Annotated in this window: 25 protein-coding genes; 13 read left to right on the top strand and 12 right to left on the bottom strand. The window is 71.1% G+C overall.

Annotated elements, in window-relative coordinates; all coding sequences use genetic code 11:
* The first annotated feature begins 2 nt into the window (after positions 1-2).
* Positions 3-1,904: a translational GTPase TypA gene (gene typA / locus M4I32_RS03010; protein WP_319033011.1), complete on the top strand. Its 1,902-nt coding sequence runs from the start codon at positions 3-5 to the stop codon at positions 1,902-1,904.
* 13 nt (positions 1,905-1,917) lie between these two features.
* On the opposite strand, the gene M4I32_RS03005 is transcribed toward typA, so the two are convergent.
* The gene (locus tag M4I32_RS03005) at positions 1,918-3,069 is read right to left on the bottom strand and encodes a serine hydrolase domain-containing protein (protein ID WP_319033010.1); all 1,152 of its coding nucleotides are present in this window, start codon (positions 3,067-3,069) and stop codon (positions 1,918-1,920) included.
* A gap of 113 nt (positions 3,070-3,182) precedes the next feature.
* On the opposite strand from M4I32_RS03005, the gene M4I32_RS03000 reads away from it, so the two are divergent.
* From M4I32_RS03000 to M4I32_RS02985, 4 genes are all read left to right on the top strand, one after another.
* Positions 3,183-3,563: a DUF6113 family protein gene (locus tag M4I32_RS03000; RefSeq protein ID WP_319033009.1), complete on the top strand. Its 381-nt coding sequence runs from the start codon at positions 3,183-3,185 to the stop codon at positions 3,561-3,563.
* A 9-nt stretch (positions 3,564-3,572) separates the two neighbouring features.
* Positions 3,573-3,893: a ferredoxin gene (gene fdxA / locus M4I32_RS02995; protein WP_319033008.1), complete on the top strand. Its 321-nt coding sequence runs from the start codon at positions 3,573-3,575 to the stop codon at positions 3,891-3,893.
* Positions 3,894-3,895: 2 nt separating this feature from the next.
* Positions 3,896-5,026, top strand: a complete 1,131-nt coding sequence (gene dapC / locus M4I32_RS02990; protein ID WP_319033007.1) for a succinyldiaminopimelate transaminase — start codon at positions 3,896-3,898, stop codon at positions 5,024-5,026.
* Positions 5,027-5,230: 204 nt separating this feature from the next.
* On the top strand, positions 5,231-6,526 hold the full coding sequence (locus M4I32_RS02985; RefSeq protein WP_319033006.1) for a citrate synthase: 1,296 nt from the start codon (positions 5,231-5,233) through the stop codon (positions 6,524-6,526).
* Positions 6,527-6,737: 211 nt separating this feature from the next.
* Here M4I32_RS02985 and dapD read toward each other — a convergent pair whose 3' ends face one another.
* Positions 6,738-7,694 carry a 2,3,4,5-tetrahydropyridine-2,6-dicarboxylate N-succinyltransferase gene (gene dapD / locus M4I32_RS02980; RefSeq protein WP_319033005.1) on the bottom strand — a complete coding sequence of 319 codons (957 nt, stop codon included), beginning with the start codon at positions 7,692-7,694 and terminating at the stop codon, positions 6,738-6,740.
* A 59-nt stretch (positions 7,695-7,753) separates the two neighbouring features.
* On the opposite strand from dapD, the gene dapE reads away from it, so the two are divergent.
* The 3 genes from dapE to M4I32_RS02965 all read left to right on the top strand — a co-directional run bounded on the left by dapE (position 7,754) and on the right by M4I32_RS02965 (position 10,271).
* Positions 7,754-8,827, top strand: a complete 1,074-nt coding sequence (gene dapE, locus M4I32_RS02975) for a succinyl-diaminopimelate desuccinylase (protein ID WP_319033004.1) — start codon at positions 7,754-7,756, stop codon at positions 8,825-8,827.
* A complete protein-coding gene (locus M4I32_RS02970; RefSeq protein ID WP_319033003.1) occupies positions 8,824-10,032 on the top strand; it encodes a hypothetical protein in 1,209 nt (402 codons plus the stop codon). Before dapE ends, M4I32_RS02970 begins: the two co-directional genes overlap by 4 nt.
* 68 nt (positions 10,033-10,100) lie before the next feature.
* Entirely contained in the window at positions 10,101-10,271 is a 171-nt protein-coding gene (locus M4I32_RS02965; protein ID WP_319033002.1) for a DUF3117 domain-containing protein, read from the top strand.
* A 136-nt stretch (positions 10,272-10,407) separates the two neighbouring features.
* Here M4I32_RS02965 and M4I32_RS02960 read toward each other — a convergent pair whose 3' ends face one another.
* A complete protein-coding gene (locus M4I32_RS02960; RefSeq protein ID WP_319033001.1) occupies positions 10,408-11,040 on the bottom strand; it encodes an O-methyltransferase in 633 nt (210 codons plus the stop codon).
* A gap of 72 nt (positions 11,041-11,112) precedes the next feature.
* Between M4I32_RS02960 and M4I32_RS02955 the strand changes: the two genes are divergently transcribed.
* Positions 11,113-11,538 carry a Sec-independent protein translocase TatB gene (locus M4I32_RS02955; protein WP_319033000.1) on the top strand — a complete coding sequence of 142 codons (426 nt, stop codon included), beginning with the start codon at positions 11,113-11,115 and terminating at the stop codon, positions 11,536-11,538.
* 13 nt (positions 11,539-11,551) lie between these two features.
* Here M4I32_RS02955 and M4I32_RS02950 read toward each other — a convergent pair whose 3' ends face one another.
* The 4 genes from M4I32_RS02950 to M4I32_RS02935 form a co-directional block, all read right to left on the bottom strand.
* A complete protein-coding gene (locus tag M4I32_RS02950; protein ID WP_319032999.1) occupies positions 11,552-13,153 on the bottom strand; it encodes a carboxylesterase/lipase family protein in 1,602 nt (533 codons plus the stop codon).
* A gap of 108 nt (positions 13,154-13,261) precedes the next feature.
* Positions 13,262-14,413, bottom strand: coding sequence for an Mrp/NBP35 family ATP-binding protein (locus M4I32_RS02945; protein ID WP_319032998.1), 1,152 nt, complete (start codon positions 14,411-14,413; stop codon positions 13,262-13,264).
* Entirely contained in the window at positions 14,403-14,996 is a 594-nt protein-coding gene (locus tag M4I32_RS02940; RefSeq protein ID WP_319032997.1) for a DUF1003 domain-containing protein, read from the bottom strand. Before M4I32_RS02940 ends, M4I32_RS02945 begins: the two co-directional genes overlap by 11 nt.
* Complete coding sequence (locus M4I32_RS02935; RefSeq protein ID WP_319032996.1) at positions 14,996-16,294, bottom strand: magnesium transporter MgtE N-terminal domain-containing protein; 1,299 nt, start codon at positions 16,292-16,294, stop codon at positions 14,996-14,998. The genes M4I32_RS02940 and M4I32_RS02935 overlap by 1 nt, the downstream gene beginning before the upstream one ends.
* A 104-nt stretch (positions 16,295-16,398) precedes the next feature.
* Between M4I32_RS02935 and M4I32_RS02930 the strand changes: the two genes are divergently transcribed.
* Both M4I32_RS02930 and M4I32_RS02925 read left to right on the top strand, forming a co-directional pair.
* On the top strand, positions 16,399-17,184 hold the full coding sequence (locus M4I32_RS02930; RefSeq protein ID WP_319032995.1) for a general stress protein: 786 nt from the start codon (positions 16,399-16,401) through the stop codon (positions 17,182-17,184).
* Complete coding sequence (locus tag M4I32_RS02925) at positions 17,181-17,864, top strand: alpha/beta family hydrolase (protein ID WP_319032994.1); 684 nt, start codon at positions 17,181-17,183, stop codon at positions 17,862-17,864. Before M4I32_RS02930 ends, M4I32_RS02925 begins: the two co-directional genes overlap by 4 nt.
* 39 nt (positions 17,865-17,903) lie before the next feature.
* Here the strand turns inward: M4I32_RS02925 and M4I32_RS02920 are convergent, their stop codons facing one another.
* Both M4I32_RS02920 and M4I32_RS02915 read right to left on the bottom strand, forming a co-directional pair.
* Positions 17,904-19,316 carry an aminopeptidase P family protein gene (locus M4I32_RS02920; RefSeq protein ID WP_319032993.1) on the bottom strand — a complete coding sequence of 471 codons (1,413 nt, stop codon included), beginning with the start codon at positions 19,314-19,316 and terminating at the stop codon, positions 17,904-17,906.
* 40 nt (positions 19,317-19,356) lie between these two features.
* The gene (locus M4I32_RS02915) at positions 19,357-20,379 is read right to left on the bottom strand and encodes an endonuclease/exonuclease/phosphatase family protein (RefSeq protein WP_319032992.1); all 1,023 of its coding nucleotides are present in this window, start codon (positions 20,377-20,379) and stop codon (positions 19,357-19,359) included.
* Positions 20,380-20,462: 83 nt separating this feature from the next.
* Between M4I32_RS02915 and M4I32_RS02910 the strand changes: the two genes are divergently transcribed.
* Positions 20,463-21,332: a PHP domain-containing protein gene (locus M4I32_RS02910; protein ID WP_319032991.1), complete on the top strand. Its 870-nt coding sequence runs from the start codon at positions 20,463-20,465 to the stop codon at positions 21,330-21,332.
* 80 nt (positions 21,333-21,412) lie between these two features.
* Here M4I32_RS02910 and M4I32_RS02905 read toward each other — a convergent pair whose 3' ends face one another.
* Positions 21,413-21,832: an SHOCT domain-containing protein gene (locus M4I32_RS02905; RefSeq protein ID WP_319032990.1), complete on the bottom strand. Its 420-nt coding sequence runs from the start codon at positions 21,830-21,832 to the stop codon at positions 21,413-21,415.
* Positions 21,833-21,958: 126 nt separating this feature from the next.
* The gene (locus M4I32_RS02900) at positions 21,959-23,377 is read right to left on the bottom strand and encodes a DEAD/DEAH box helicase (protein WP_319032989.1); all 1,419 of its coding nucleotides are present in this window, start codon (positions 23,375-23,377) and stop codon (positions 21,959-21,961) included.
* A 174-nt stretch (positions 23,378-23,551) separates the two neighbouring features.
* On the opposite strand from M4I32_RS02900, the gene M4I32_RS02895 reads away from it, so the two are divergent.
* Positions 23,552-24,268 (top strand): ferritin-like fold-containing protein, encoded by a 717-nt coding sequence (locus tag M4I32_RS02895; protein ID WP_319032988.1) that lies wholly within the window; start codon positions 23,552-23,554, stop codon positions 24,266-24,268.
* Positions 24,269-24,285: 17 nt separating this feature from the next.
* Here M4I32_RS02895 and M4I32_RS02890 read toward each other — a convergent pair whose 3' ends face one another.
* Positions 24,286-24,510: a DUF3107 domain-containing protein gene (locus M4I32_RS02890; RefSeq protein ID WP_319032987.1), complete on the bottom strand. Its 225-nt coding sequence runs from the start codon at positions 24,508-24,510 to the stop codon at positions 24,286-24,288.
* Positions 24,511-24,547 lie beyond the last annotated feature (37 nt).

Genomic DNA, 24,547 nt, shown 5'->3' with positions numbered 1-24,547 from the left:
TCATGGCGCGCGCCCTCCGTACCGACCTCCGCAACGTCGCGATCGTCGCGCACGTCGACCACGGCAAGACCACCCTGGTCGATGCGATGCTGCGCCAGACCGGCTCGTTCGGCGAGCACTCGAACGTCGAGGAACGGGCGATGGACTCGAACGATCTCGAGCGGGAGAAGGGCATCACGATCCTCGCCAAGAACACGGCGATCACCTACAACGGCGTGCACACCGACGAGCCCGTCACGATCAACGTGATCGACACGCCGGGGCACGCGGACTTCGGCGGCGAGGTCGAGCGTGGCCTGTCGATGGTCGACGGCGTCGTGCTTCTGGTCGACGCCAGTGAGGGCCCGCTGCCGCAGACCCGCTTCGTGCTGCGCAAGGCGCTCGAGGCGAAGCTCCCCGTCATCCTGCTGGTCAACAAGACCGACCGCCCGGACGCGCGCATCGTCGAGGTCGAGGAGGAGAGCCACGACCTGCTGCTGGGGCTGGCCTCGGATCTGGTCGACGATGTGCCCGACCTCGACGTCGATGCGCTGCTCGACGTGCCCGTCGTGTACGCCTCGGGCCGCGCGGGCGCAGCATCGCGCACGCGGCCGGAGAACGGCGGACTGCCCGACAACGACGACCTCGAACCGCTCTTCGAGGCGATCCTCGAGCACGTGCCCGCTCCCGTCTACGACGATGAGGCGCCGCTGCAGGCGTGGGTCACGAACCTCGACTCCTCGCCGTTCCTCGGCCGTCTTGCGCTGCTCCGCGTGTTCAACGGCACCCTGAAGAAGGGTCAGACGGTCGCCTGGGTGCGCGCCGACGGCACGACGAGCAACGCACGCATCACGGAGCTGCTCAAGACCCGTGCGCTCGAGCGCTACCCGGCCGACAGTGCCGCTCCCGGCGACATCGTCGCCATCGCGGGCTTCGAGGACATCACCATCGGCGAGACGATCGCCGACCCGGATGACGTGCGTCCCCTGCGCGCCATCACGGTCGATGACCCGGCGATCTCGATGACGATCGGCACCAACACCTCGCCCCTGATCGGCAAGGTCAAGGGGCACAAGCTGACGGCCCGCATGGTCAAGGACCGGCTCGACCGCGAGCTCATCGGCAACGTCTCGCTGAAGGTCCTCGACATCGGGCGCCCCGACACCTGGGAGGTGCAGGGCCGCGGCGAGCTCGCGCTCGCGATCCTCGTCGAGAACATGCGCCGCGAGGGCTTCGAGCTCACCGTCGGCAAGCCCCAGGTGGTCACCAAGACGATCGACGGCAAGACGCATGAGCCCTTCGAGCACCTCACGATCGACGCACCGGAGGAGTACCTGGGCGCGATCACCCAGCTGCTCGCCGCCCGCAAGGGGCGCATGGACAACATGACCAACCACGGCACCGGATGGGTGCGCATGGAGTTCATCGTCCCCTCGCGTGGCCTCATCGGATTCCGCACCGAGTTCCTCACGACCACGCGGGGCACGGGCATCGCCAACGCCATCTCGCACGGCTACGAGCCCTGGGCGGGCACGATCACGACGCGCCAGAACGGCTCGATCGTCGCCGACCGAGCGGGCGTCGCGACGCCCTTCGCGATGATCGGGCTGCAGGAGCGCATGACCTTCTTCGTCCAGCCCACCCAGGAGGTCTACGAGGGCATGGTGATCGGCGAGAACTCGCGCGCCGACGACATGGACGTGAACATCACCAAGGAGAAGAAGCTCACCAACATGCGGGCCTCGACCTCGGATTCCTTCGAGTCGATGACCCCGCCGCGACAGCTCTCCCTCGAGGAGAGCCTGGAGTTCGCCCGCGAGGACGAGTGCGTCGAGGTCACTCCCGAGGTGGTGCGCATCCGCAAGGTGAACCTCGACGCCACCGAGCGCGCTCGCGCCGCCTCGCGCGCGAAGCGCCAGGGCTGAGGCCGGGGCGGGATCAGGAGCCGTCGACGTCCTCGGGAGCGAGGATGTCGGGGGCCAGCGCCTGCAGCAGGTGCGCGGGCAGGTCCGGGTCCGCGCCCGTGGCGTTGAGCACGATGGCGACGGACGTCCCCGTCTCGACGTGGTGCATCGCGAGCGCCTGGTAGCCCAGGCCGTTGCCCGTGTGCCCGATCCACTCGCCGAGCCGCCCGATCCCCAGGCCGTAGGCGTCGTAGAGGGGCGAGCGCGGGTCGGTGCTCGTCGGTGACATCGCGATCGTGCGTCGAGTGAACGTCGTCTCGTCGAGCAGCGCTCCGGTTCCGAGCGCCTCGGCCCACGCGACCAGATCGCCGGCTGTGCCGTAGAGCCCGCCCGCGGCCGAGAAGGCGCTGGCACGCACGACGGGCAACGGCTCGGGTGCGGCGCCGGCATCCGCCTCGAACGGACGTGCCGCGCCGGCCGGTAGCGTCTCGGCGTCGCCGGGGTAGGCGACGCTCGACAGACCCAGCGGCTGTGTCACGAGCTCGCGCACGGCCTCGGCCCACGTGTCGTCGACCGTGTGCTCGATCGCGCGGGCGAGCACGAGCGTGTTCGTGTTGGAGTACTCGTAGTCGGTGCCGGGCGGGAAGACGGCGGGCAGCCCCGCCGCGAATGCATACAGGTCGGCGTCGTCCCACGACCGCTCCGGTTCGGCCAGGAACGCCTCGGCGAAGCCCGGCTGCGCCGAGTAGTTGGGGATGCCGGCGGTCATCGCCGCCAGCTGACGCACGGTCGCGCCGGCGGGGGCGAGCCCGGGCACCGGATCCGGCGACGGCTCGAGCAGGTCGAGCGTGCCCGCATCCGCCAGCCGCAGCGCCGCGGTCACGACGAAGGACTTCGTGATGCTGCGGTAGGCGAACAGGGTGTCCTCCGTCACCGGCGTGCCCTCGGCATCCGCGTCGCCGACGGGGTAGACGACGGTCGTGTCGTCGGAGCGGATGGCGAGGGCCCCGCCCGGCACCCCCGCGTCCTGCAGCGCGGTGGCGAAGTCCTCGGCGACCGGAGGGGGTGGCTCGGGGGTGGGCGTCGGCACGGGAATCGGGGGCGGCCCGCTGCACGCGGCGATCGTCGTCAGCAGAGCCGCGGCGGCCACGGCCGCGGGCACCCGTCTCTGCACCGTCGCCCGCATCCCCCCAGAATAGAGGGCTACGGTCCCACGGACACGGCTTGTGCGCGTCCTCCTGGCCGCCGAGTGTCGTCTCCTGTCGGACCGCGGCCCCGGGGGCGCGGTAGGGTCGGTGGGTGCGGAACGGGCTGGGTACACGCATCGCGATGGCGGTGATCGCCGCTCTCGCCGGCGCCGTGTACGGCGTCGTCGGCACGGTGACCCACGGGGCGACCTGGTGGGTGATCCCGGTCGGACTCGTCCTGGCCCTCGTGGGCGCGCTGGCCTTCCTCGTCGCCGTACGCTCGCTCACCGACAGGTGGACCTCGGCGGCCGCCGGCACCGGCCTGGTGATCGCCGTCGTGGTGCTCTCGGGCGAGGGGCCCGGCGGTTCCGTGCTCGCACCTGCGGGACTCGAGGCCGTCATCTGGACGGTCGGGGCGCCGCTGCTCGCGGTACTCGTGGTGGCGTGGCCGACCCTGCCCGCCGCGACCTTGCAGGGCCGCCGCCGCAACTAGACTGTTCGGGTGACTTACGTGATCGCCCTCCCGTGCGTCGATGTGAAGGACCGCGCCTGCATCGACGAGTGCCCCGTCGACTGCATCTACGAGGGCGAACGAGCGCTCTACATCCACCCGGACGAATGCGTCGACTGCGGCGCGTGCGAACCGGTGTGCCCCGTCGAGGCCATCTACTACGAGGATGACCTGCCCGAGGAATGGGCCGACTACTACAAGGCGAACGTCGAGTTCTTCGATGACGTCGGCTCGCCGGGAGGCGCGGCCAAGGTCGGGGTGATCCCGAAGGACCACCCCGTGATCGCCGCATTGCCGCCTCAGGAAGGCTGAGGATGGGGGCGCTGGGCCTTCCCGACTACCCCTGGGACCACGTCGTCCCCTACGCGGACAGGGCTCGCGCACATCCCGACGGCATCGTCGATCTCTCGATCGGGTCCCCGGTCGATCCCACACCGGAGCTGATCCGTCGCGCGCTGTCAGAGGCCACCGATGCGCACGCCTATCCGGTGACGGTGGGCACGCCCGCGCTCCGCGAGGCGATCGTCGACTGGTTCGCTCGCCGGCGTTCCGTGCCCGGACTGCGTTCAGAGAACGTGCTGCCCACGATCGGCTCGAAAGAGCTGGTGGCGCTGCTGCCGACGCTACTGGGCCTGGGATCGGGCGACGCCGTCGTGCACCCGCGAGCGGCCTACCCGACCTACGCGGTGGGCGCTCACGTCGCCGGCGCCGAGCCTGTCGCGGCCGACGATCCCGGGTCGTGGCCCGCCCACACGCGCCTGGTGTGGCTCAATTCGCCCGGCAACCCCGACGGTCGTGTGCGGGACGTCGACGAGCTGGCGCTCGCGGTCCGTCGCGCGCGGGAGCTCGGCGCGGTCATCGCCGGCGACGAGTGCTATGCCGAGCTCGGCTGGGACGGCCCCTGGGCCGACCGGCCCGTGCCGAGCGTGCTCGACCCCCGGGTGACCGGGGGAGATGACACCGGCGTGCTCGCCGTCTACTCGCTGAGCAAGCAGTCGAACCTGGCCGGCTACCGCGCGGCGTTCCTCGCCGGTGACGCCGACCTCGTCGCTCGCCTGGCCACCGTGCGCAAGCACCTGGGGCTGATGCTGCCCGGGCCGGTGCAGCAGGCCATGGTCACCGCGCTGGGTGACGACACCCACGTCGCGGCCCAGAAAGGGCGCTACCGCCGTCGGCGTGAGCTGCTGCGCCCCGCCCTGCAGGAGGCGGGATTCCGCATCGATCACAGCGAGGCGGGGCTCTACCTGTGGGCGACCGAGGGGCGCGATGCCTGGGAGAGCATGGGACGGCTGGCCGACGCCGGCATCCTGGCGGGCCCGGGCCACTTCTACGGCGAGCATTTTCCTCAGCACGTGCGCCTCTCGCTCACGGCCACCGACGAGCGCGTCGAGGCCGGCGCGGCCCGGCTGCGCGGTATGGCCGCCACGTCCGAGAGCCCGCTTTAGTAGGTATCCGCCATCGATGTCGGCGGGGCTTTGGTGGGTGCATAGGTAGGTGTTGCGGGAGGCTAGGCTGTATGCGCGCGGATACCGCAGGTCTTACCCCCGGGGTGTCCACGGCCCGAACCGCGCGGCGCACGATCGCCGCGCCGCACGGGTGGCCGCCGCCAGCGGCGACAACCGATGACGACAAAATCGCAAGGAGGCGCCGTGACTGAAGCGGTCCCGCAGCCCGAGAAGGCCACTCTGACCATCGGCGAGACGACCGCCGAGTTCCCGGTGCGGCAGGGCAGCGACGGGGTTCCCAGCGTCGACATCTCGACGTTCACGAAGCAGACGAAGCACACGACCCTCGACTACGGGTTCGTCAACACCGCCGCCACCGAATCGGCCGTCACCTTCATCGACGGCGACAAGGGCATCCTCCGCTACCGCGGGTACCCGATCGAGCAGCTCGCCAAGCACTCCAGCTATCTCGAGGTGGCGTGGCTGCTGATCTACGGCGATCTCCCCTCGGCGGACGAGCTGGCGGCGTTCGACGACCGCATCCGCCATCACACGCTCCTGCACGAGGACCTCAAGCGCTTCTTCTCCGCCCTGCCCCACACGGCGCACCCGATGTCGGTGCTGTCGTCCGCGGTCTCGGCGCTCTCGACCTACTACGAGCGCGAATCCGACCCGAACAACCCCGAGCACATCGAGCTGAACACGATCCGCATGCTGGCGAAGCTGCCCGTCATCGCGGCGTACGCGCACAAGAAGAGCATCGGCCAGGCGTTCCTGTATCCGGACAACAGCCTGAGCTTCGTCGACAACTTCCTCAAGCTCAACTTCGGCGTGCTGAGCGAGATCTACGAGCCCAACCCGGTGATGTCGCGGGCCCTCGAGCGCCTGCTCATCCTGCACGAGGACCACGAGCAGAACGCCTCCACGTCGACGGTACGGCTGGTCGGGTCGACCGGGGCCAACCAGTTCTCGTCCATCTCTGCCGGCATCAACGCGCTGTACGGCCCGCTGCACGGCGGGGCGAACGAGGCGGTGCTCGACATGCTCGGCCGCATCCGCGACTCGGGTGAGAGCGTGGAGCGCTTCGTCGAGCGGGTCAAGAACAAAGAAGAGGGCGTGAAGCTGATGGGCTTCGGGCACCGGGTCTACAAGAACTACGACCCCCGGGCGAAGCTCGTCAAGGAATCGGCCGACGAGGTGCTCGAGGCGCTGGGCGTGCACGACCCGCTTCTCGACCTGGCCAAGCAGCTCGAAGAGATCGCCCTGAACGACGACTACTTCGTCGAGCGGCGCCTGTACCCGAACGTGGACTTCTACACGGGCGTCATCTACAAGGCCATGGGCTTTCCGACGCGCATGTTCACCGTCTTGTTCGCGATCGGCCGCCTGCCGGGCTGGCTGGCGCACTGGCGCGAGATGCAGCACGACTCGCACACCAAGATCGGGCGCCCGCAGCAGCTCTACACGGGTGCTCCCGAGCGCCAGTACCCCGGCGCCTGAGACTCGGCGACGGGAACGGGAGAGGGGGATGCCGCGCGGCATCCCCCTCTCCCGTTCCCGCGGTTCCGCTCCGCTCGTTCCGCCCCTTTCCGGGGGCTCCGCTGTCGCACATCGACCCCGCGGGCGCGTCAGACGTCGATCTGTGACAGGCGAGCGACGTGCGCGGTGAAGCCGCGGGTGGCGCAGCGTGCGGAGGCGCGCAGGCCGTGGGTCAGGCGTGCAGTGCCTCGTTGAGCGTGACCCCGACGCCCTCGCGACGCACTGCCTCGATCGCGCCGGTGAGCGAGTTGCGGCGGAACAGCACCCCGTTCACACCCGAGAGGGCCGCGCCCTTGACGATCGGACGGCTCCCGTCCGCTGCGGCGGGCTCGTCCGCCAGACGGATCTTCGACCCCGCGGTGACGTAAAGGCCGGCTTCGACGACGCAGTCGTCGCCGAGCGAGATGCCGATGCCCGCGTTCGCCCCGAGCAGGGTGCGCTCGCCGATCGACACGCGGTGCGTGCCGCCGCCCGAGAGCGTGCCCATGATCGACGCCCCGCCGCCGACGTCGCTGCCGTCGCCCACGACGACGCCCTGCGAGATGCGACCCTCGACCATCGAGGCGCCGAGCGTGCCGGCGTTGAAGTTGACGAACCCCTCGTGCATGACGGTGGTGCCCGGAGAGAGATAGGCTCCGAGCCGCACGCGTGAGGTGTCGCCGATGCGCACGCCCTGGGGTGTGACGTAGTCGGTCAGACGCGGGAACTTGTCGAGCGACTGCACCTGGATGCCGTCGCGTATGAGCAGCGGCCGCAGCCGGGTGGCGTCATCCGGGTGCATGGGGCCCGCGGTGGTCCACGCGACGATCGGCAGGTGCGCGAAGATGCCGTCGAGATTGACCTCGTTGGGCTTCACGAGCCGGTGCGACAGAGCGTGCAGGCGCAGGTAGGCGTCGGAGGTGGATGCCGCGGGCTCGTCGAGCGAGATCTCGACCGTGACCGCCTCGATCGTCACGGCACGGCGGTCATCCGGCGCGGCGAGGCGGTCGAGGTCGTCGTCGACGATGGCGGCATCCCGGCCGGTGGGAATACGGCCGAGGCGCGGCGCGGGGTACCAGGTGTCGAGCACCGTCCCGCTCTCGGAGATGGTCGCCAGTCCTTCGCCCCAGATGTGCCGCTCGTCGCTCATGCCTCCAGGCTACCGGCCCCGCCCGGTGTCATCCGGCGCCCGCTCGTAGACTGGGCCTCATGCGTGCGCTCGATCTCTCCCTGTCCTCCGCCGAGCTCACGCGCGTGCTGTGCGACATCCCGAGCGTGTCGGGGGAGGAGACGCCGCTGGCCGACGCGATCCACGAGTCGGTGCGCTCGCTGCCGCACCTCGAGGTCGTGCGCGAGGGTGACACGATCGTGGCGCGGACGCACCTCGGTCGCGCGCACCGCGTCGTCATCGCGGGGCACATCGACACCGTCCCCATCAACGGCAACGTGCCCACGCGCGACATCGTCGAGAACGGCGAGCGGGTCATCTGGGGACGTGGCACGGTCGACATGAAGGCGGGCGTCGCCGTGCAGCTGCGTCTGGCCGAGCAGCTGACCGAGCCCCGCTCGGACATCACGTGGATGTGGTACGACCACGAGGAGGTGGCGGCCGAGCTGAACGGGCTGAATCGGCTCAGCCGCACCCGGCCCGACCTCTTCGAGGCCGACTTCGCCGTGCTCGGCGAGCCGTCCAACGGTCAGGTGGAGGGCGGCTGCAACGGCAACCTGCGCCTGGTGGTGCGCACCGAGGGAGTGCGGGCCCACTCGGCGCGGGCATGGGTCGGCGAGAACGCGATCCACAAGGCGGCGCCGATCCTGTCTCGTCTGGCGGAGTACCGGCCGCACACGATCACCGTCGACGGCCTGGACTACCGCGAGGGGCTGAACGCCGTACGCATCGGGGGCGGCATCGCGGGCAACGTCATCCCCGACGCCTGCGAGGTCGAGATCAACTACCGCTTCGCCCCGAGCCGCACGATGGAGGACGCCGAACGTCACGTGCGCGACGTGCTCGCCGGGTTCCCGCTCGAGGTCGTCGATCGTGCGCCGGGCGCCCGACCGGGCCTCGATGCGCCGCTCGCGCAGGAGTTCCTCGCGGCGGTGGGTGCCGAGCCGCGGCCGAAGTACGGCTGGACGGATGTCGCCCGCTTCTCCGAGATGGGTGTGCCCGCCGTGAACTACGGTCCGGGCGATCCGCATCTGGCCCACCACGACGACGAACGCGTGCCGGTCGCGCAGATCGACGCCGTGGAGCGCGGGCTGCGGGCGTGGCTGACGGAGTGAGACCGCGGACCGACGCTGCGGGCGTCGCCGCATCGGCATGGGTGCGCATCGCGCTGATCTACCTGGCGGCGCGCACGGCGACCACCGGCTTCTTCCTGCTCGCAGGTGCGCTCGCCGCTCCGGGTTCCCGCGTGGGATCGGATGGCGGGCTCGGGGCGTTCGTCGTCGCCTGGGATGCGCAGTGGTACTGGTTGATCGCGGTCGCCGGCTATCCCGCCGAGCTGCCCCTGACCGAGACGGGGCAGGTGGCCGAGAACGCCTGGGCCTTCTTGCCCGTCTTCCCCCACGTGGCGGCCGTCGTCGGGCTGCCGTTCGGCAGCTGGCCCGTCGGCGCATTCGTGGTGTCGCTCGCGGCGGGATACCTGGCGTGCGTGGTGCTGTTCGCGCTGCTGCGCGAGAGGATGGATGCCGTCGCGGCCACATGGGCGGTGGTGTTCTTCGCCGCCGCACCGCTGTCTCCACTGCTGCAGGTCGGGTACGCCGAGTCGCTGTTCCTGCTGTTGCTGCTGCTCGGGATCCGGTGCGTGGTGCGCCGCCGGTACGCCTGGCTGTTCGTGCTGGTGCCGGTCATGGGCTTCACCCGGCCCGGTGTTCTCGCCTTCGCGCTGTTCCTCGGCCTCGTCGGCATCCTGCGCTTCGTCCGTCGGCGCAGCGACGCGCTGCCCCCTCGTGAGATCGCCGCCATCGTGGCGGCGGGGGCAGTCGCCAGCATCGTGGGGTTCGCGTGGCCGGTGATCGCCGCGCTCGCGACCGGCAGCCCCACCGCCTACTTCGACACCGAGGGCGCGTGGCGGCGCACGTGGACGGGCGAGGAGGCGGGCTTCGTGCCGTTCGAGGGGTGGATGCAGGGAGCCCGGTTCTGGGTCGAGACCGTCTGGGGAGCGCCGCCCGGGTGGGGGGTCGTCGTCGCGGTCGTCGTCGTGGCTGCGGTGGCGGCCCTGCTGCTGTTCGAGCCGCACGTGCGGCGGCTGGGAGCCGAGCTGCGCCTGTGGGCGGCCAGCTATCTGATCTACCTCGTCGCGGTGTTCCTGCCGCAGTCCAGCATCTTCCGGCTGCTGCTTCCGCTGTCGCCGCTGTGGGGCGCCGCGGCGCTGCCCCGCTCGCTCTGGTGGCGCGGCGGCGTGCTCGTCGCGTGTCTCATCGGGCAGTGGTGGTGGATCTGGAACATGTACGGTCAGGGCGTCGCCTTCTGGCAGATCCCCTGACGGCCGTATACCGCTCGTCGGTCGCGATAAACTGGTGATTCGATATGACGTGATGAAAGGGGCCCGCAATGGCAGCCATGAAGCCGAGGACCGGCGACGGACCGATGGAGGCCGTGAAGGAGGGGCGCCTGATCATCGTTCGCGTTCCGCTCGAAGGAGGCGGTCGTCTGGTCGTATCGGTCAATGACGCCGAGGCGAAGGAACTTCACGACGTGCTCTCGGGCGTGGTCGGCGCCTGACCCGACCGACGACGAGGGGCCGGAACCGCCACGGCGGGACCGGCCCCTCGTCATCGGTGCGGGTGGCGGCCTTCACGACCGATCGTCTCGGCCCGTCGCGGGTACGTGCTACGCGGTGATCGCTATGCGGTGATCGCTACTCGGTGATCTTGGTGATCTGGAGCAGACCCTCGCCGACGATCGACAGCGACGAGAGCACCGCATCCGATTCCCGTGTCTCGGCGATGAGTGTGCGGTAGGCGGCGGTGACTGCGTCGCGCTGGGCGGGATCGGCGACGCGTCCGTGGTGCAGCACGCGCGGGACGAGCACCGTGCCGCCGACGCGAACCAGGCGCAGCGCGTGCTCGACGTAGTCCAGTACGTGATCAGCATCGGCATCCACCAGCACGATGTCGTATGCCGACTCGTTCATCCGGGGCAGAACGTCCGCTGCCCTCCCGGTGATCAGACGCGCGCGGGCCGGCGGGATCTTGGCGTCGGCGAACACGCGCCGTGCGGCGGCCAGATGCTCGGGCTCCGCGTCGATGGTGGTGAGCACGCCGCGTGGGGCACCGTGCAGCAGCCAGAGTCCCGAGACGCCCGCTCCCGTGCCGATCTCGACGAGGTTCAGGGCGCCGCTGGCCGCGGCGAGCACGGCCGACTGTGCGCCGACGGCCGGTGAGACCGGGGTCACGCCGAGTTCGAGCGAGTGCGCGCGGGCGCGCGCGATCGCGTCCGGTTCGGCCACCTGCTCGGTGGCGTACCGCCAGTTCGATTCGTGTTCGCTCACGCGCTCCTCCGTCCTCCAGCGTACGGTCCGTGGACGGGCCGGGACGGCAGGCGCGGCGGGTAACCTGAATCCATGTTCTTCGGCCTGACGTTCGAGAAGCTGCTGCTGATCGGCGTGCTGGCCGCGCTGCTCGTCGGCCCCGAGCGTCTGCCGAGATACGCGGAGTCCCTCGCGCACCTGACGGTGCGCGTCAAGGACTTCCTGCAGGGGGCGAAGACCCGGGTCCGCGACGAGATGGGGCCCGAGTTCGACGACGTCGACTGGCAGAAGCTCGACCCGCGTCAGTACGACCCGCGGCGGATCATCCGTGAAGCGCTGCTCGATGATGCCACGGTTCCGCAGATGAACCCGGGTCCGCAGGTCAAGCCCGTGTCGGCGGACCCGGCCGCCGCGCTCGCGGCCTCCCGGGCAGCGTCGGGTGAGACGGCCGTCGAGGGGCGGAAGGCGTCCGTGCGCGAACCGGGCGCACCTCCGCCGTTCGACAGCGAGGCCACCTGACGCCACCGGCGGCTCAGCTGAATGACAGCGGAGTGTCGCCCCATGCTTCGCGCAGGGGCGCGTCGAGGTCGGGCTCGAGCCGATCGGTGTGATCGATCACGAGCGTCGCGCGGGAGTCCGGGTCGTAGGCCGGCCACGCGGCATCCGCCTCGCCGGCGTCGGGTGCCGCGCCCGTCGCGAACGCGATCCACCGCGCCTGCATGCGTGCGCCGAGCAGGCGCCCGGTGTGCAGACCACCGAGCAGGAACGTGATGTCCCTGCGCCCGCCGACCATGTTTCCCCACAGGTACGGCAGTTCGGTCGCGTGCGTGGCACCGATCCGCAGCAGATGCAGCATCGGCGTCGCCCAGTCGAAGCGGTAGAGGTAGGTGGGCGCGACGGCGGCGTGGCCCTCGACGAGCCAGAGGGTCGGCATGCGGAAGCCGAGGTCGCGCGAGATCGCGGGACCCCGCCGCGCGGGTGCCAGACCGGCGTAGGCCACCTGGATCTCGGCGTCGGTCGGGATGTCGGGGATGTCGGTGCGCTCTGCCCTCAGCGCCGCGGTCATCTGCGCGAGGGCCTCGGGTGAGACGGGCATCAGCGGCGACTTCATCCTCGTGAACAGCGACGTCTCGTCGTGGTTCGTGCCGATGAGCAGCGGCACCGGGTGCGCACCGCCCCGGACGAAGACGTCCACGGGGTGTTCGGGGACGAGGTCGCCGTCGACGACGGGAGTGAACGCGAGCGTCCCGGGATCCGATACCGGTGTCTGCGAGTAGACCGTCATCCCGGCGGCGGCGAGTGTGTCGGCGGGCATCCGGCGAAGCGCAGCGGCATCCGCCGGCGCGACGCCGAGCTCGTCGAGCACGTGGCGGGTGACCCGCTCGGCGCGATCCTGGTCGTACACGCTCGTCGCGGGCGAGCTCTCGGCGATCGCACGGTGGAACAGGCCGCGCGCGGCGGGAGAGGCCATCAGGGTCGTGACGATGCCCGCGCCGGCGGATTCACCCGCGAGGGTGACGGCCTCCGGGTCGCCGCCGAACCCGCGGATGTTCGCGCGCACCCACTCCAGGGCCGCGACGACGTCTTTGAGCGCGACGTTCGGCTCGAACTCACCCTCGTCGCCGAACCTGGACAGGTCGAGGAAGCCCAGCGTGCCCAGGCGGTAGCCGACCGTGACCAGCACGATCTCGCCGCTGGCGGTGAGTGTTCGACCGTCGTAGAGCCTCTGCGACGTGCTGCCGAACACGTAGGCGCCGCCGTGGATCCACACGACGACCGGTCGGTCGTCGCCGGGCGCGACCGAGTCGGCCGCCCACACGTTGAGGGTCAGGCAGTCCTCGCTGCGCTCCACATCGTCGGGCAGCCGGACGGCGGGGCCCGTCGTCTGCACGGGGGCGGCGCCGAAGCGGCTGGCGTCGCGCACCGCCGTCCAGCTCGACGCAGGCTGCGGTGCGCGCCAGCGCAGGTCCCCGATCGGCGGCGCGGCATAGGGGATGCCCTTCCACCAGTGCACATGACCGTCACCCGCCCCGCGCACCGGGCCGGACGTCGTCTCGACGATGGGCCCCACGGATGCGGTGCTCCCCGCGACCGTGGGCAGGGCAGGGGCGGCGGGAATCTTCGGGGTCGTCATCGCGATCACGCCTTTCACCGGTTCGGGCGGCTTGAAACGGCGCGGTGCGGCCGTCGGTCTTTCGAGCGTAGCGATTCCCGCGGGTGCGGCCGACGAGGTGGCCGGACCTCAGCCGAGGGAGAGCGGCAGCGACCGTCCGGCGAGGCCGCGGGGAACCGTGTGCAGGCGCGCCGCGACCTGGGCGATCGCCTGCGCCGCCGGGTCCTCGGGGTCTTCGGAGACCACGGGCACGCCGCGGTCGCCGCCCGTTCGCAGCGCGGGGCTCAGTGGTATCGACGCCCACAGCTCCACGGATTCCTCACCCTCCGAGAGCGCTGCCGCGACCTGCCGGCCGCCGCCCTCGCCGAAGAGGTCGAGGCGGGAGCCGTCGGGCATCGTCATCGCCGACATGTTCTCGACGACGCCGATCACCCGCTGCCCGGTCTGGCGGGCGACGAGGGCGCTGCGCACCGCGACGTCGGAGGCGGCCTGCTGCGGGGTCGTCACGACGAGCACCTCGGCGTGGGGCAGCAGCTGCCCCACCGAGATGGCGACATCCCCGGTGCCCGGCGGCATGTCCATCAGCAGCACGTCGAGGTCGCCGAAATAGACGTCGGTCAGGAACTGCTGCACGGTGCGGTGCAGCATGGGCCCGCGCCAGGCGACGGCGGCGCCCTCCTCACCCTCGCGCAGGAACATGCCGATCGAGACGACCTTCACCCCGTGGGCGACGGGCGGCACGATCAGATCGTCGATGCGGGTGGGGCGCTCGGTGCGCCCGGCCTCGTCGACGAGCCCCAGCAGGGCGGGGATCGAGAAGCCGTGCACGTCGGCATCCACGAGCCCCACGGCCAGGCCGCGCTCGGCGAGTGCGACGGCGAGGTTGGCGGTGAGGGTGGACTTGCCCACCCCGCCCTTGCCGCTCGTGACGGCCACGACCCGGGTCAGCGACTCGCGTGTGAAGGGGATCCCGCGGGGGCGCCCCGCGCGCAGGCGGCCGGTCAGTTCGGCCCGTTCGGTCGGGGTCATCACCCCGAGATGCACGTCGACGTCGTCGATGTCGGCCACGGTGAGGGCCGCATCGCGCACCTCGCGTTCGATGCGATCGGATGCCGGGCACCCCACGATCGTCAGCGAGATCGTGACGTCCGCGTGGCGGTCGTCGACGGCGACGTCCGCGACCATCCGAAGCTCGGCGAGCGAGCGGCGCAGTTCCGGGTCGAGCACGGACCCGACCGCCGCGCGCACGGCATCCGCCCGGGGGGCGGCCTCAGCGCTCACGCGACCTCGGGTCCGCGCCTGCGGGGCGCTCGCGGGCGGCGGGGCGTTCACGGGGCGCACCGTCGGGCTCGTCGTCGGCGCGCTCGCCCACCTCTGCGAGCAGCGCGCGCAGCTCGTGGCGGAGCACGTCGCGCGTCACCACCTCATCGGTCATCTCGGTCAGCGACAGGCGCAGCGCCACGATCTCGCGCGCCAGGTACTCGGTGTCGGCCAGGTTGCGCTCGGCCCGCTGGCGATCCTGCTCGATCTGCACGCGGTCGCGGTCGTCCTGACGGTTCTGCGCGAGCAGGATCAGGGGGGCGGCGTACGACGCCTGCAGCGACAGCACCAGAGTGAGGGCGGTGAAGCCGAAGGCGGCCGAGTCGAAGCGCAGGTCCTCGGCGGCGAGGGTGTTCCACAGGATCCAGCCGGCGCAGAACGCCGAGAGCCCCACGAGGAACCAGGGCGTGCCCATGTTGCGGGCGACCCACTCGGTCGCCCGTCCGAACCGGTCCCGCGAGGGCGCGGAGGGGCGAGCGCGTCGGCCCACGCGCCCGAGCGGCGCGTCGAGCGCGTCGCGGGTGTCGCGGCGCACGCGGGCCATCAGTGGCGCCTCGTTCCGGCCGAACGCGCCACCGGCCCGGCAGGAACGGCGACGGCATCCGTGTCGGTGTCGTTCGTGCGCCAGTCATCGGGAAGCAGGTGATCGAGCACATCGTCGACGCTCACAGCCCCGACCAGCCGCCTGGCGGCATCCACCACCGGCAGCGAGACGAGGTTGTAGCTGGCGAGCAGCCGCGCCACCTCGGCAGCCGAGGCGGTCGCCCGCACCGGGTCGAGCGTATCGTCGATGATCGTGCCGAGCCGCTCGTGGGGCGGATAGCGCAGCATGCGCTGGAAGTGGACGACACCGAGCAGGCGGCCCGTCGGCGTCTCGTACGGCGGCAGGGTCACGAAGACCGCGGCCGCCAGGGCGGGATGCAGCTCGTGGCGGCGGATCAGCGCGAGGGCCTCGGCGACCGTCGCCTCGGCCGAGAGCACGATCGGCTCGGGCGTCATCAGTCCGCCGGCGGTGTCGGGCCCGTACGCCAGGAGGGCGCGCACGTCGTCGGCTTCGTCCTTGCCCATCAGCTCCAGCAGCTGCTCGGAGCGTCCCTCGGGCAGCTGGGCGAGCAGGTCGGCGGCGTCGTCGGGCTCCATCGCATCGAGGATGTCGGCGGCGCGGGCGTCACCCAGTCGCTCGAGGATGTGCGCCTGCTCGTCCTCGGGCATCTCCTCGAGGGCGTCGGCGAGCCGGTCGTCGGGCAGCTGGTCCGCGACCTCGATCATGCGCTCCTCGGGCAGATCGAGCAGCGTCGATGCCAGGTCGGCGGCGTGCAGCTCGGAGTAGGTCGCGACGAGCTGCTCGGCGGACTGCGCCTCGCCCGGCACCTGGTTCTCGCGCACCTCCTTCCAGGCGGCGAACGTCGTCGGCCCCTTCGCGAAGGGAGAGGCCGAGGTCTTCGGGCGGCGCAGGAAGAGCTGACCGATCGCCCACTCGCCCAGCCGGTTGCGCTCGATGGCGGCATCCTCGATGACGGCGTGCCCCGACCCGTCGCGCAGGAACACCCGTCGACCGAGCAGCTCGGCGATCACCCGCACCTCGCCGCCGCGCTGCTGGAAGCGGCGCACGTTGATCAGGCCGGTGGTGATGACCTGACCCGTTGCGATCGTCGTCACGCGGCCGATCGAGAGGAAGACGTGTCGGCGACCGGGGATCTCGACGATCAGGCCCACGACGCGGGGCGGATCGTCCTTGCGGTACACGACGACGACGTCGCGCACGCGTCCCAGCCTGTCGCCCGCGGGGTCGAAGACGGCGCAGCCCACCAGCCGCGCGACGAAGACCCTCTGCGTGCTCACCCTGCCCAGCGTAGTCCGCCGACCTTCCGGGCACGGCCGGGCGGGCGGGGCGCGCCCGGACGTCGGGGGGAGCGGGCGGCAGGCGGCGTGGGAGAATGAAGCGCATGAGCATGATGGGCCCGATGCAGGCCGGCAAGCGGGGCGACAAGGTCGGGCAGACCGTTGCGAGCTTTCCGACGTACGAGGCGGCTCAGAAGGCCGTGTCCACCTTGATCGCCGGTGAGGTGCCCGCGCGAGAGATCGCGATCGTCGGGCTGGGTCTGCGCTCGATCGAGCGCGTCACGGGACGACTCGGCTATGCCACGGCAGCCCGCTCAGGGGCGATCAACGGTCTGCTCATCGGCTTGTTCTTCTCCGCGATCCTCGTGCTCGGTGCTCCTTCGGTGCCGATCCAGGCGTTCGTCGGCGTGCTGTTCGTCGGCATCGCGATCGGGATGCTGCTCAGCCTCGTGACGTACTCCCTCGTGCGGCGCCGGCGGGACTTCGCCTCGGTCATGCAGGTCGTGGCCGATCACTACGAGGTGACGGTCGAGGATGCCAGTGCGGCGAAGGCGCGCGACGCACTCGGCTCGCGTGGCACCCCCGAGCAGCCGGCCCCGGCAGCTGCCGAGCCGGCCCCGAGGCCGACCACGGTCGCGGCCGATTCCGCACCGCCGCGGTATGGCGAGCGTGTCGCCGAGCCGGAGGGTGAGCAGCAGCCCCCGCGGTACGGCGAACGGGTCGAGCAGCCGCCGCGGTACGGCGAGCGCGTGCCGGCTGCCGACCCGCCCGCAGACTCGGCTGACCCGGCCGCAGACTCGGCTGACACGGCCCGCGATGGCGGCGAGGGCTCCGGCGACGATGCGGGATCCGGCGCGGACGGCGGGACCGGCCGTGACGACCGCCGGTGACGATCCGGGTCGCGCTCGCGACGGGCGAGACCGAGGTCTCGGCGGTCTATGAGGCGGAATCGGGCGCCTGGGCGGCCCTCGGGCTCGCGCACGGCGCCGGTTCAGGCATGGAGCACCCGTTCCTGCTCGGGCTCTGCGCACAGTTGAACGCACGGGGCATCGCGACTCTGCGCTTTCAGTTCCCGTACCGCGAGGCGGGCCGACGGATGCCGGGACCACCGACCGCGGCGACCGCCACATGGAGCGCCGTCGGCGCCGCGCTGCGCGAGCGCGTGGGCCCGCAGACGCCGGTGTGGGCGGCGGGCAGGTCCTACGGCGGGCGCATGGCCTCGATGGCCGTCGCCGAGGGGGTCCTGGACGTGGCCGGTCTCGTGTACCTCGGCTATCCGCTGCACGCCCCGGGCCGACCCGAACGACCGCGCGCCGCCCACCTGCACACGATCGATGTTCCGCAGCTGTTCCTCTCCGGCACGGCCGACCCCTTCGTGCAGCCGGTCGCCCAGCTGCAGGATGTCGTGGCCTCGTGCCCGGACGCGACCCTGCACTGGGTCGATGGCGCCCGCCATGGGTTCGAGGTGCGGGGGGAGAAACGATCGCCGGCCGAGATCGGCGCCGCGCTTGCGCCGACCATCGCGGAGTTCGTTCGCTCTCGCGGGGAGGACCGGCGCGCGCAACGGTGAGCGCCGGCGTCAGTGGCGCCGGCGTCAGTGGCGCAGACGTCAGTGGCGCAGGCGCGCCATCCAGGCCTCGACCTCGTCGGCGGTGCGCGGGATCGCCGCCGACAGGTTCTCCGGACCTTCGGCCGTCATCAGCACGTCGTCCTCGATCCGCACCCCGATGCCCCGATACTCCGCGGGCACGGTCAGGTCGTCGATCTGAAAATAGAGACCCGGCTCGATCGTGAAGACCATGCCGGGCTCGAGGACGCCGTCGTAGTACATGTCGCGACGCGCCTGGGCGCAGTCGTGCACGTCGAGGCCCAGATGGTGACTCGTCCCGTGCACCATGTAGCGACGGTGCTGGCCACCGGCATCCGCGTCGAGCGCTTCGTCGGCGGTGACGGGCAGCAGCCCCCACTCGGCCACGCGCGCAGCGATGACGGCCATGGCGGCCTCGTGCACCTCGCGGAACCTGGCCCCGGGACGGGCCGCGGCGAACGCGGCGTCGGCGGCCTCGCGCACCGCCTCGTACACGCGGCGCTGCACGGGCGAGAACGTTCCCGAGACCGGCAGCGTGCGCGTGATGTCGGCGGTGTAGAGGCTGTCGAGCTCGACGCCGGCGTCGATGAGGATCAGATCACCGGGGGCGACGGCGCCGTCGTTGCGCGTCCAGTGCAGGTAGCAGGCGTGCGGGCCGGCGGCCGCGATCGTGTCGTACCCCTCGCGATTGCCGTCGCTGCGTGCGCGCTGATGGAACACGCCCTCGACGACCCGCTCCCCGCGGCGGTGGGCGATCACCTCGGGCAAGGCCCGGATGATGTCGTCGAATCCGGCTGCGGTCACCCGCACGGCTTCGCGCAGCTCGCCGATCTCGAACGCGTCCTTGACGAGCCGCAGCTCCGAGACGACGCGGGTCAGATCGTCGTCCTCGCCGACGGTGAGGTCTTCGTCCGTGGCGGTGAAGGAATCGAGATGGGCGGTCTGCAGCCCGAGCCGCCCGGCGACCTCGGCGAGCGCGGGACGCGGACCGATCCAGAACTCGCCGATCGCGGCATCCGCATAGAACTCCGGCGTCGTGCGGTCCGCGCGCTCGCGGAAGTACAGGGTGGCGGTGTGGCCCCTCGACGTGGGATCGAGAACGAGCACCGAGTCCGGTTCCGCGTCGATCTCCCAGCCGGTCAGGTGCGCGAACGCGGAGTGGGGCCGGAACGGGAAGTCGGTGTCGTTGCTGCGCACGCTCAGCCCGCCGGCGGGGACCACGAGGCGACGGCCGGGGAAGGCAGCCGCGACCTGGGCGCGTCTCGCCGCGGCGTGGGGCGCCTGGGCCGCGGCCTCCGGTGTCGTGGCCGGCCGGGGCGCCCACCCGGATCCGATCGCGTCGAGAAAGCCCTGGCCGAAGCGCTGCCTGCGGTTCACGACCGGAGCCGTCTCGGTGGTCGCGGACAGCGGGGGAGTGTCGGAGTCGGCGGTCATCGCCCCAGTTTCCCACGCGTCTGCCGCGGGGCCGTCGGCATCACTCCACGGGTTCGAACTGCGCCACGAGCGGCCGGTGGTCGCTGCTGCCCGAGCCATCGAGCGAACGCAGCACGATCGAACCGGTGACCTCCCAGCCGGTGGAGTACATGACGTGATCGATCGGTGCCCCGAGCAGAGCGGGGACCGCGGTCGGCCACGTACCCACGCTGCCGTTGCCCGAGTTCGCCGCAGCATCGCTGCAGCGCCCCAGGATGCCACCGTCGACGCCGAGGTGAGACATATGGTCGAGGGTCGCGTTGAAGTCGCCCGCCATGATGACGTTCTCGTCGGCGCACTGATCGGCCAGCCACGAGAGGTCGTCGCGCCAGCGCTGCATGTAGTCCTCGCGCGGGGCGACGGCATGCACGGCCACGACGATCGGGCCGTCGCCGTCGACGGGCATCGCCACGGCGCTGGGCAGTACGCCGGTGTTGCTCGATCCGTCCTGCGAGGACTCGATCACGGCGTAGTCGCCGAGGTCGGGCGTGATGAGCAGAGTCGTCGTGCGGGCATCGCCCTCGTCGGTGCCGAACTCGACGTGATGCACCCACATGGGGCTGCCGAGCTCTCGCATCGACACCGCCACCTGCTCGCCCGTCTCGATGGCCGTCTCGGGCAGCGCGACGATCTCGGCCCCCATCGCCACGGCCGTCTGCGCGATCGCCGCCGCATCCGTCGGCTCTCCGGCGGTGTTCCAGGTCATCACCCGCACGCTCGAGTCGGTCTCGGCCGGAAGCTCGCTCGTCCCCAGCCCGCGCGAGAGGATGAGGGCACCGTTGGCAGCCGCCGCGACGATCGCGATCAGCGCCATCGACAGCGCCACTGCGCGCAGGGGGCGGGCGAACGCGAACAGAAGCAGCACCAGCCCGACGATGCCGAACGCCAGCGCCAGGGGCGTGCGGAACGCCACCACCTGGGTGAGGGGGAACACCTGCGCGACGCGGAAGAACGACGGCCAGGTCAGCACCGCCGCCGCGATCGCGAACAGCACAGTGAGGAGGATCCCGACGGTGCGCATCACGCCGACGACTCTAGGCGCGGATGCTGGGAGAACAGCGGGCGCCGCCGGCCGGCGGCGCGAGTGCTGCGGGCTACGATCGGGGGGTGCGCCAGCGGGAGAGGTTCGAGGGTCCGAGTGATCTTCACCTGCATTCGCTCCGGTCGGACGGAACCGAACCGCCCGAGGTCGTCGTGCAGGCGGCGCACCGGCACGGCCTGCGGACGATCGCCCTCACCGACCACGACACCACGGCGGGTTGGGGCGAGGCCGCGCAGGCCGCCGCCTCGCTCGGCGTCACGCTGCTGCCGGGCATGGAGCTGAGCGCCGCGCATGAATGGCGCAGTGTGCACCTGCTCGCGTATCTGTTCGATCCCGAGCATGCCGGCCTGCGCGCCGAGATGGATCGCGTGCGGGGCGATCGCGTGGGTCGTGCCGAGCGCATCGTGCGCAACATCGCGCGGGACTACGACCTGTCGTGGAGCGACGTCGTCGCCCAGACCTCCGACGACGCCACCGTCGGCCGCCCTCACATCGCCGACGCCCTCGTCGCGCGCGGGTTCGCCGTCGATCGTTCCGCAGCGTTCGCCGGGATCCTGCATCCGCGGGAGGGCTACTACGAGTCCCACTATGCGCCGGACCCGTTCGCGGCCGTGCGGCTCATCGTCGACGCCGGCGGCGTGCCGATCATCGCGCATCCGGCGACGGCGGGCCGCGACAGGATGCTGCCCGAGCCCGTGCTCGAGGAGCTGATCCGCCTCGGTCTCGCGGGGTTCGAGATCGATCACCGCGAGAACACCGCGACGGGCAAGCGGGCGCTGCGCCGGATCGCTGCGGCGAAGGACCTGATCGTCACGGGGTCGAGCGACTATCACGGTCGGGGAAAGCCGAACGTGCCGGGCGAGAACACGACGACCGACCAGATGGTCGCCCGCATCATCGAGCGCGGCAGCGGCGTGGCGCCCGTACGCCCCTGACAGGGATCCCGCTCATGGCGGTGCCGCTCACGGGCGTGGCCCCCGCCGACATTCGACGGAGGCCACGCGACGCGCGCTGGTCAGTGCGCGAGGGCCTTGGTCTTGATGCGCTCGTACTCCTCGGCGGTGATGGAACCGGCGTCGAGCAGCGCCTTGGCCTTGGCGATCTCATCGGCCGGGCTCTGGCCGGCCACCTGCTTGATGTAGTCGTCCTGCGCCTGACGGGCTGCCGTGGTGGCGGCGACATTGCGCTCCGCCATTCCACGCCCGCGGGCGATCAGATACACGAGCGCGGAGAGGACCGGGATGGCCACGAGGAGCACGATCCACAGCGCCTTCCACCAGCCGTTCAGCTTGTGGTCGCGGAAGAGGTCGCCGAAGATCGAGAAGAGCACCATGAGGTAGGCGAAGAAGATGAAGACGGTGAGGAACCACCAGATGAGGTCAGCAAAAGACCCCCAGTAGCCTTGATATTCCACGGTAGCGTCGAGCAAGCGCACGTCAGTGCCTTTCGTTCGGGTTCACGGCGCCCGGGACGGCACCACCGCTCAAGATAGCGGGTTACCCGCCGCGCGCAAGAGACCGGCGCACCAGAGGTCGACGCGTGGCGCACCGGCGCGGGCCGGTCAGGCTGCGCCGGTGGAGCCCGACGAGCGCCGCCGCCGCCGGCGCCGGCGCGCCGGTGCGGGATGGCCGTCGTGGTGTTCGCTGCCGCCGCCGTCGTGGGTGCCACCACCCTCGGTGCGCTTCTCGGCCGGTCCGCTTGCCGAGTTGGAGTTGGAGCTGGAGTTCGAGCCGCGGCGCCGCGAGGACGATCCGTCGCCGCGGGGCTCACGCGAGGCCGACGCCGCCTTCGGTGCCGTGACGAGGCGGCCCTTCGTGCCGGCCGGGATGCCGAGCTCCTCGTACAGGTGCGGGCTCGAGGAGTAGGTCTCGACGGGGTCGGGGTGGCCGAAGTCGAGCGCGCGGTTGATGAGCGCCCACTTGTGCAGGTCGTCCCAGTCGACGAAGGTGACGGCGATGCCCGTCTTGCCCGCGCGCCCGGTGCGGCCGGCGCGGTGCAGGTAGGTCTTCTCGTCGTCGGGGATCGTGTGGTTGATCACGTGGGTGACGTCGTCGACGTCGATGCCGCGGGCCGCGACGTCGGTCGCGATCAGGACGTCCCGCTTGCCGGCCTTGAACGACGCCATCGATCGTTCGCGTGCCTCCTGGCTCATGTCGCCGTGCACGGCGGCGGCGTTGAAGCCCCGGTCGCCCAGCTCGTCGACGAGCTTCTGGGCCGCGCGCTTGGTCCGCGTGAAGACGACTGTCTTGCCGCGGCCCTCCGCCTGCAGGATGCGCGCGATGATCTCGTCCTTGTCGAGCGAGTGGGCGCGGTACACGAGGTGACGGATGTTCGCCTGCGTCAGTCCCTCGTCGGGGTCACTGGCGCGGATGTGGATCGGGTTCGACATGAACCGCCGGGCGAGGGTCACGATCGGTCCGGGCATGGTCGCGCTGAACAGCTGCGTGTGCCGCACAGCGGGGACCTTCTGGAAGATCTTCTCGATGTCGGGCAGAAAGCCGAGGTCGAGCATCTTGTCGGCCTCGTCGAGCACGACCTCGGTGGCGTTCGACAGGTCGAGCAGGCGCTGACCCGCGAGGTCGATGAGTCGCCCCGGGGTGCCGACGACGATCTGCGCGCCCGCCTTCAGCTGCTCGATCTGACCCTCGTAGGCCTTGCCGCCGTAGATCGCCACGATGCTCGTCGGGCGGTTGCCGGTGAGCATGTCCATGTCTTCGTAGACCTGCACGGCGAGCTCGCGCGTCGGGACGACGATGAGGGCCTTCACCCCCGGCTCGGGTGCCGGACCGAGACGCTGGACGACCGGGATGCCGAAGCCGAACGTCTTGCCCGTGCCCGTCTTCGCCTGCCCGATGATGTCCTGGCCCGGAAGTCCCAGCGGGATCGTCTGCTCCTGGATGGGGAACGAATCGACGATGCCGCGTGCGGCCAGTGCGTCGACGATGTCCTGGTCTACTCCCAGTTGCGCGAAAGTCGTCACGATGCGGTTGCCTGTCCGGCAGTGAGATGCTGCCTGGTTCGTCGCCCCTGCGGGGGCACGGGATCATCCACGCCCTTCACTCAGCCACAGGCGCGGGGCCCCGGTCCGACGCCGGGGCACACCCAGCCTACCCGAGGCCCGGGTGGCCCCCGCGAGCAGGGCTAGGCTGGGCGGGTGCTGAACTGGTTGCGACGTCGGCGCGCACCGCGACGCGTGCTGACTCTTCGGTCGCGAGGAGACTCCGCCGATGCGATCCGCGTGGATTTCTCGGAGCTGGCCCCCGAGGTCGACACCTTTCTCGGTCAGGCCGCCTATCTGCAGCTGGGCTACTTCGAGACGCTCAGCCAGCTGATCACGGCCACTCCCGAACTGGGCGCGAAGGAGTCGCTCTCGCGTGCGGCCGGCGCTGCGCTGACCAAGCACGAGGACCTCGTGGCGCTCATCCGCGACCGCGGCGGCGATCCCACGGCATTGATGCTGCCCTTCCGTGAGCAGCTCGATGCGTTCCGGCGTCTCACGCACGGGGAGCGCCCCATGGAGACGCTGCTGAGTGTCCACGTGACTGCGGGCATGCTCGACGACTTCTATCACGCCCTTGCGTCGAGCTATGGCGACACGGGGCGCCGCGTCTCGCGCATCCTCGAGGCCGATGACGACCGCGAGGCGATCACGGCGATCATCTCGGCGACGATCGCGAGCGACGACCAGTGGCGTTCGCTGCTGTCGCTGTGGGGCCGGCGGCTGGTGGGCGACACCCTGCTCGTGGCCCGTGCCGCGTTGACCACCCACGAGAGCCTGGACCAGGCGGCGGAGAAGAAGGTCGAGCCGGTCTTCACCGAGCTGATGTCGGCGCACGCTCGGCGCATGGACGCGATGGGCCTCAACGCCTGAGCGTTCCGGCGGGTTCGTCAGCCGACGAAGCCCACCCGCCGCTGCTCTTCGGTTCCGATCTCGACATAGGCCAGGCCCGCCGTCGGGACGATGTAGGTGTTGCCCTTCTCGTCGCTGAAGGGCACGTGCGAGGCGCCGCCGTCGAGCGCCTTGGCGACCGCGGTGCGAACGTCCTCCGCCGTCTCGGACGACGAGAAGGCCAGCTCCCGGCCGGTGTTGGCGATGCCGATGCGAATCTCCACGGATGACAGCCTTTCTACTCCGGTCGGGCGGGGCCCG

The organism is Microbacterium sp. LRZ72, assembly GCF_033792225.1.
In the GTDB taxonomy this organism is placed as follows: Bacteria; Actinomycetota; Actinomycetes; order Actinomycetales; family Microbacteriaceae; genus Microbacterium.
The sequence above is the reverse complement of the archived record's forward strand: the minus strand, read 5'-3'. Positions and strand labels throughout refer to the sequence as shown.

Bases quoted from the DNA above. Each gene is read 5' to 3' on its own strand.
- typA (WP_319033011.1), top strand. From the start codon at position 3: ATGGCGCGCGCCCTCCGTACCGACCTCCGCAACGTCGCGATCGTCGCG.
- M4I32_RS03005 (WP_319033010.1), bottom strand. From the start codon at position 3,069: ATGCGGGCGACGGTGCAGAGACGGGTGCCCGCGGCCGTGGCCGCCGCG.
- dapC (WP_319033007.1), top strand. From the start codon at position 3,896: ATGGGGGCGCTGGGCCTTCCCGACTACCCCTGGGACCACGTCGTCCCC.
- dapD (WP_319033005.1), bottom strand. From the start codon at position 7,694: ATGAGCGACGAGCGGCACATCTGGGGCGAAGGACTGGCGACCATCTCC.
- dapE (WP_319033004.1), top strand. From the start codon at position 7,754: ATGCGTGCGCTCGATCTCTCCCTGTCCTCCGCCGAGCTCACGCGCGTG.
- M4I32_RS02965 (WP_319033002.1), top strand. From the start codon at position 10,101: ATGGCAGCCATGAAGCCGAGGACCGGCGACGGACCGATGGAGGCCGTG.
- M4I32_RS02955 (WP_319033000.1), top strand. From the start codon at position 11,113: ATGTTCTTCGGCCTGACGTTCGAGAAGCTGCTGCTGATCGGCGTGCTG.
- M4I32_RS02950 (WP_319032999.1), bottom strand. From the start codon at position 13,153: ATGACGACCCCGAAGATTCCCGCCGCCCCTGCCCTGCCCACGGTCGCG.
- M4I32_RS02940 (WP_319032997.1), bottom strand. From the start codon at position 14,996: ATGGCCCGCGTGCGCCGCGACACCCGCGACGCGCTCGACGCGCCGCTC.
- M4I32_RS02930 (WP_319032995.1), top strand. From the start codon at position 16,399: ATGAGCATGATGGGCCCGATGCAGGCCGGCAAGCGGGGCGACAAGGTC.
- M4I32_RS02920 (WP_319032993.1), bottom strand. From the start codon at position 19,316: ATGACCGCCGACTCCGACACTCCCCCGCTGTCCGCGACCACCGAGACG.